The sequence below is a fragment of the uncultured Turicibacter sp. genome (assembly GCF_938044715.1).
Taxonomy (GTDB): domain Bacteria; phylum Bacillota_I; class Bacilli_A; order MOL361; family Turicibacteraceae; genus Turicibacter; species Turicibacter sanguinis.
The window spans coordinates 37,305-44,163 of sequence record NZ_CALIOS010000138.1; the positions used below are offsets into that span (position 1 = coordinate 37,305).

General features: G+C 34.7%; 3 protein-coding genes and 1 other annotated feature. All 3 genes read right to left on the reverse strand.

The genetic code is table 11. From position 1 onward, the window contains the following. Positions 1–106: 106 nt before the first annotated feature. The gene (locus QWC74_RS13220) at positions 107–2,743 is read right to left on the reverse strand and encodes a valine--tRNA ligase (RefSeq protein WP_006785467.1); all 2,637 of its coding nucleotides are present in this window, start codon (positions 2,741–2,743) and stop codon (positions 107–109) included. A gap of 270 nt (positions 2,744–3,013) precedes the next feature. Further along, positions 3,014–3,234 (reverse strand) — a binding site (T-box leader). Positions 3,235–3,725: 491 nt separating this feature from the next. Further along, a complete protein-coding gene (locus tag QWC74_RS13225; RefSeq protein ID WP_006785466.1) occupies positions 3,726–4,709 on the reverse strand; it encodes a hypothetical protein in 984 nt (327 codons plus the stop codon). Next, positions 4,687–6,624 (reverse strand): hypothetical protein, encoded by a 1,938-nt coding sequence (locus QWC74_RS13230; protein WP_129821535.1) that lies wholly within the window; start codon positions 6,622–6,624, stop codon positions 4,687–4,689. Before QWC74_RS13230 ends, QWC74_RS13225 begins: the two co-directional genes overlap by 23 nt. Positions 6,625–6,859: the final 235 nt, after the last annotated feature.

A 6,859-nucleotide genomic window follows, 5' to 3' on the forward strand; every position in this document is an offset into this window, starting at 1 on the left:
AACTTGTATTTTTTGTCACATTTACTAAAAAATATAATTACTTACAAAATTCATCATCTTAGTCGATAAAAAAAACTGCCCTAAAACTAAGGCAGTTTAAAAATAATTATTTTTGAAGTTGTGCTAAACGTTCTTTAACCGTTTCAAATTTTTCTTTGTAATCAGCTAATTTATTACGTTCTTCTTCAACTAAGTGAGCAGGTGCTTTTGAAACGAATTTTTCATTTGCAAGCTTAGATTCTCCACGTTTAACTTCACCTTCTAATTTTTTAAGTTCGGCTGTTAAACGATTAATTTCTGCACTTACATCAATTAATCCTTCAGTTGGTAAGAAGATATCAGCTCCTGTTACAACAGCTGTCATTGTTTCTTCTGATACTGTTAAATCTTTTTCAATCACTAATTCACTTGGATTACAGAAACGAGCTAAGTAAGCTTGGTTTGCTGTTAAGTTGACTAATGCCTCTTCTGATTTAGCGTTGATAAAAATACGGATTTTTTTGCTCATTGGCGCATCTACTTCAGCACGGATGTTACGAACTGAACGGATAATATCCATTAATAATGTGAAATCAGCCATTGTTTTCGCATCATTGAATTCTGGTTTAACAACTGGCCATGCTGCTACTGCACATGCCGTATTTTCACGTGTAATCATTTGATAAATTTCTTCTGTTACGAATGGCATAAATGGATGTAATAATTTCACGATAGATTCTAATACATAAGTTAAAACCATACGAGTTGAACGTTTTGCTTCTTCGTCTTCACCTTGTAATGGTAACTTAGCCATTTCAATATACCAGTTACAGAAATCTTCCCAGATAAAGTTGTATAAGTGACGTCCTACCTCACCAAATTCAAATTTATCTGCATTATAGTTGATTGCTTCAATTGTTTCATTTAAACGACCTAAAATCCATTTATCTGCAACGTTTAATGTAGCAGCCTGTAAACATACATCTTCTACTGTCATCCCTTCCAAATTCATGATGACGAAACGAGAAGCATTCCAAATTTTATTAATGAAATTCCATGTAGACTCTACTTTTTCTTCAATATAACGTAAATCTTGACCTGGTGCTGAATTTGTTGTTAAGAAGTAACGTAAGCTATCTGCCCCGTATTTCTCAATAACATCCATTGGGTCAACCCCATTACCTAATGATTTACTCATCTTACGTCCTTCAGCATCACGTACTAATCCATGGATTAAGACATTTTTAAATGGACGCTCATCTGTAAACTCTAAACTTTGGAAAATCATACGAGATACCCAGAAGAAGATAATATCATATCCTGTTACTAATGTATCTGTTGGGAAGTAAGCTTTAAAGTCCTCACATTCAACATCTGGCCAACCTAAAGTTGTAAATGGCCATAAAGCAGACGAGAACCATGTATCTAATACGTCTTCATCTTGGTTCCAGTTTTCAATATCTGCTGGAGCCTCTTCTCCGACATACATTTCTCCAGTTTCTTTATGATACCAAGCTGGAATTTGATGTCCCCACCATAATTGGCGTGAAATACACCAATCATGAATGTTTTCCATCCAACGTAAGAATGTATTTTCAAAACGCTCTGGAACGAAGTTTACTTTATTATCAGTTCCTTGATTTGTAACTGAACGAGCAGCTAATTCTTCCATTTTAACGAACCATTGTGTTGATAAATAAGGTTCAACGACTGCATCTGTACGCTCAGAGTGCCCAACTGCATGAACATGTTTTTCAATTTTAACAACTAATCCCGCTGCTTCTAAATCAGCCACTAATTGTTTACGTGCATCTGCACGATCCATTCCATTATATTTACCTGCTAATTCATTCATTGAACCATCTAAGTTCATACAGATTGGACGAGCTAAGTTATGACGATTTCCAACTTCAAAATCGTTAGGGTCATGAGCTGGCGTAATTTTAACAGCCCCTGTTCCAAAATCCATTTCAACATATTCATCAGCAATGACTGGGATTGGTTTAGCATTTCCTGGAATCAGAACATTTTTACCAAGTAAATGTTTATAACGTTCGTCTTCAGGGTGAACCGCAACGGCAACGTCTCCAAACATTGTTTCAGGACGAGTTGTTGCAACTTCTAAGAATTCATCTGTTCCTTCAATCATGTATTTGAAATGATAGAAAGCTCCTTCGATTTCTTTATGAATAACCTCGATATCAGATAAAGCTGTACGAGCTGCTGGATCCCAGTTAATAATGCGTTCACCGCGATAAATTAATCCTTTTTCGTATAATTGAACGAATACACGGCGAACTGCTTTTGATAATCCTTCATCTAATGTGAAACGTTCACGAGAATAATCTAATGATAACCCCATTTTTTCCCATTGCTGACGGATAAAGCCTGCATATTCTTCTTTCCATTCCCACGCTTTTTCTAAAAATGCTTCACGTCCAATATCGTAACGAGATAATCCTTGTTCTTTTAAACGTGCATCAACTTTTGCTTGAGTTGCAATTCCAGCATGATCCATTCCTGGTAACCATAAAGCATCATAACCTTGCATACGTTTCATACGAATAATGATATCTTGTAACGATGTATCCCAAGCATGTCCTAAGTGTAATTTTCCTGTCACGTTTGGTGGCGGAATAACGATTGTATATTTTGGTTTATTTGATTGTGGTTCTGCTTTAAAACAATCTTGTTCATACCAGAACGCATATTTACCTTGTTCAACATCTAAATGATTATACTTAGGTGCTAAGTTCTTAGTCATTTTAATGCCCTCCTTCAATTCAAATTCACGATAAGGTCCCGTTTAATCATCAGAAAATAAGCTAGCAAAAGTGTGCATGTACATCTTGAAATTTTATTCTTTCATCTCAAGACCAAACAATTGATAGACGACATCGAATTAGTGATATCCACCACAGGCGTATAGACGTTCTAGCTCTTAATTCATTTAAGAAGAACATCTAACATAGTTAAACTAAGTCCGTATCAGTAAACCGACAAGCTCGACTAACAAAAAAAGCACTCCGTCCTATAAAAGGACGAAATGCTTAAAATTCCGCGGTACCACCTTAATTGTAAGTTTATACTTACCACTTATGCTTTAACGCAGCAAACGGAATTTCTTACTAACTTCTCTATTCAGAAACTCAACTCGCAGGCTACCTTCAAAGTCTTCACATAGAGTTCTTTCAGCACATGAACTCCTCTCTAAAATGTAAAAATACTTTTACTCCTCCTGGTCACGGTTATTACCTATCATGCTATATATGTTAGTATTCTACAACATCAAACAAATTTATTCAATAGCTGAATAAGAATTTCAAATTAATTCTAATACCTTATAAAAGATATTAAGTGAATGGAACAAAAAAACATCTAACTTAAAAATTTGCTAGATGTTTTATATATAATGATTAATAACCTAGATCGTGAAAGTCAGTCTTGGTTATTCAAATGCTCGATTATCAAGTCTGAATACACATTCTCTCCCCTCGAAAAGCCGCCCTTCATTACTAGATAATGAGATAAAATTTTCTTTCTGTAGAAAATTAATCAGGGCTTATATATTATATCCCTTATCTCATGCATAAACTATATTAAGGGGGTGGATATGATGTATCCAAAAAATAATCCAAGAAGAGGTGGATGGCGAGCTTATCTAAGCTCTTTAAAATCAATTATTTGTCTTTTATTTTTTTATCAATTATTCCTCATCATTTTTTCTTTTTCACAGTTTGACTTTGTCATGTTGATGATCCTTGGGGGCTTGTTGGCGTTGTTGTGGTGGGTGTGTTAAACTCATTATAAACTTGAAAAGCTAATAAATGAGGAGCTAATGTTTCATTTAATACTGCAATATTAATCAACGAGTGGTCTTGTAAAGACTCACCGAGCTCTGATAAGTCAACTAATAATGATTTAAAGAAAAAATAGTGCCGCAAAATTGCGGCTTTTTCATTTTTAACATAATCTAAAATAATTGATTTCATTCCAGGAACCTGATAATAAACCTCAACCAAATAATACATATCCAATGAAGATAAAGAAAACAGGCTTTTTTCAAAATTAATCAGATATGTATCCTTTTCGCTTATTAAAACATTAGCCACATTCACATCACCGTGAATTAAACTAATCGGCATCTTATGATCCCTTTTTAATAAATCGTAAAACTTTTTCAACTCCTCATGAGCCTGCTGTAACATCCGATAAATCATCGGATAAACCATCATAAAATACCACTCATAAGGCGAGCGATCCTTCTTAAGTTCGCACGCCTCCATAATTTTTTGTAACTTCGAATAACTCGTCTCAAGTCGTTTATACTCTTTATTATAAATTTTAGAAATTTCTTCATCGCTTATATCCGTCATTAAACGCGTTTTCTCATGCAAGTCATTTAACAATTCAACATAATAGTATAACTGCTTTTCAAGTGGAACAGCAATAATTTGAACATAATCTGTCAGATAAAAAAATTGACCTCGACAAGGAACTAAATGTTGTCGATCTCTCGTTCTATAAATGGGTAAAATATTTTTAGGTAATGACTTATAAGCAAATAATTGCTTCATAATAAATTCATCATTACCCTCTGCTAGCTTTAAAACATATTCGTGTTGTGCTGTCGAAACTTTCAAAGATTTAGAGGTAATGTTTGAAACCTTTTCAACACTCAGATTATAATTTGTTTCAATTAAAATTTTAATTTCTTCTAAATTGTCCATAATTTATCATCACATGATCGCCTGGACAAAGAGGAGACTGAACATTTGCACAATTATAAATATGATCTTGGGTTACATTATATTTTGTACAAATATCATCAATGGTTGTTTCTTCCTCTTGAACAAACACGATTTTAATAATACTTTCCCCATCTGAGAATTGACTTGCAATCGAATCATCACTTGATGATGACATATTGACGGCTACCTTACTTTCCTTTACCTCTTCTTCAACAGGTTGTACAGCAACTAATGATTGTTCCACTTGAACCGGTTGTGTTATTTGTTGTGTTACTTGAACTGGTTGTGTCATTTGTTGTGTTACTTGAACTTTTTGAATAACAGGTTGTGAGACAGTTTGAATTGATGTCGAAACTGGCGTTTCAGATACAGTTTCTTGACTTTCCACCGTCGCCACTTCCTCCTCTTGATCTAATCCATATAACATATCAAACAAGTTAGACTTTTCTTTCACAACAGGCTCTTCAAAAGTTACTTCTTTAATATTTTGTTTTAATGGATACGGTAAAATTTCTTCCTCTTCTATCATTTCTTTTGGTTCTGTCACTTCTTCTTGCACCACTGGAATTGGCATCACTGGATGATATTTAGTCGGCATCGTTTGTTCTGAAATAACTTCTTCCCATCCTGTTGATTGTGAGATTGGTTGTTGAATCGTTTGCTCAATCGTAGCCACTTGCTCAACAACTTTTTGTTCAACGGGTACTTGAATTTCCTCAACTTCTTTAACGACTTCCTCTTTAACCGGTACGACTTCTTCAACCACCTCAGTAGCAGGAGTAGTTGGAACAGGTTCTGATTTTTTTTCTACAACAACCGGTTCTTTATTTAAAATTTGCTTAATTTTATCTGTTAATGTTTCTTTTCGAGATGCCTGCTCAACAAATGCACCTGAATCAGATAATTGTTCAACCACTGGCTCTAGCTCTTCTACTACTTCTGCTTCAATCACTGGCTCTAACTCTTCTACTACCTCGGCTTCAACCACTGGCTCTAACTCTTCTACTACTTCTGCTTCAACCACTGGCTCTAACTCTTCTACTACCTCTACTTCAATCACTGGATCTCGGTCTTCCACCACCTCTACTCCAATCGCTGGTTCTAGCTCTTCTACTACCTCGGCTTCAATCACTGGTTCTAGCTCCTCCACTACCTCACCTTCAATTACTAAATCTGGCTCTTCTCCTACTTCCTCAATCGGTGCAACTGCCTCAACATCCCCCCCAACCACAGGAACAAATTCATCATTTGATTCAGTAAAGATTTCTGTTTCTCCTTCTTCCTCTCCATCATTTTGAACTTGGTTAACTGCTATTTCTTTTCGAGCCACCTCTGATAAAAATGGTTTAGGAAGTGCAGCATCTTTTTTAACTGGTTCCTCATCAACTAATTCCACCGCTTCCTGGTGAGATGGCATCGCAACGTCATCAAAATCTAAATAGTCAAGATCCTCATCATCATTCGACGCAACTGATTTAGGAGAAAAAATAGCTTCCTTAGTAAAAATAACAGGCGGTTGTTCCTGCCCTTCATCCTCTTCATCAGGTTCAATTAATGTTGGTGTACTATCTAAATTATATCCTGCAATGCATAATCTAATATTTAAACATAACCTATTTCCATCTTCAATCGTATAATCAAAATTCTCTACATCAATTTTAATATTCGTCGTACGATCGTTATTAGGTAGCGTGATATCTAAAGGAATACACTCATTAAATAAAAATTGCTCTTTAGTCGATGAAACATATTCTCCATCAATACACACTTGCCCGCGAAGTGATAAATAATCCCCTTCATCATAAACGTTTGTCTCAGGTACAATATTAATCGATACAATATCTTCTATGTTTTTGATTGGTAGTGTACAATCCCAATTAAATGAATAACTCATTTTTTACCCTCCTATTTTTCTTTGTCATTTCATTATATTCCTAAGTCTTTAAAATATGTAAAAACTTGCGAGGATGACTAAGACTTCATCATTTTTTTAAACATAGAATCTTTTATCGCTTAACAAACATTTTAAACCGAAATGTTCTTTACCATTTTTCTACATTTTTTTGTTATTTCGACTATTTTTTTTACCATAAATTATGATATAATTACTTCATCCAAGAAATTGGATA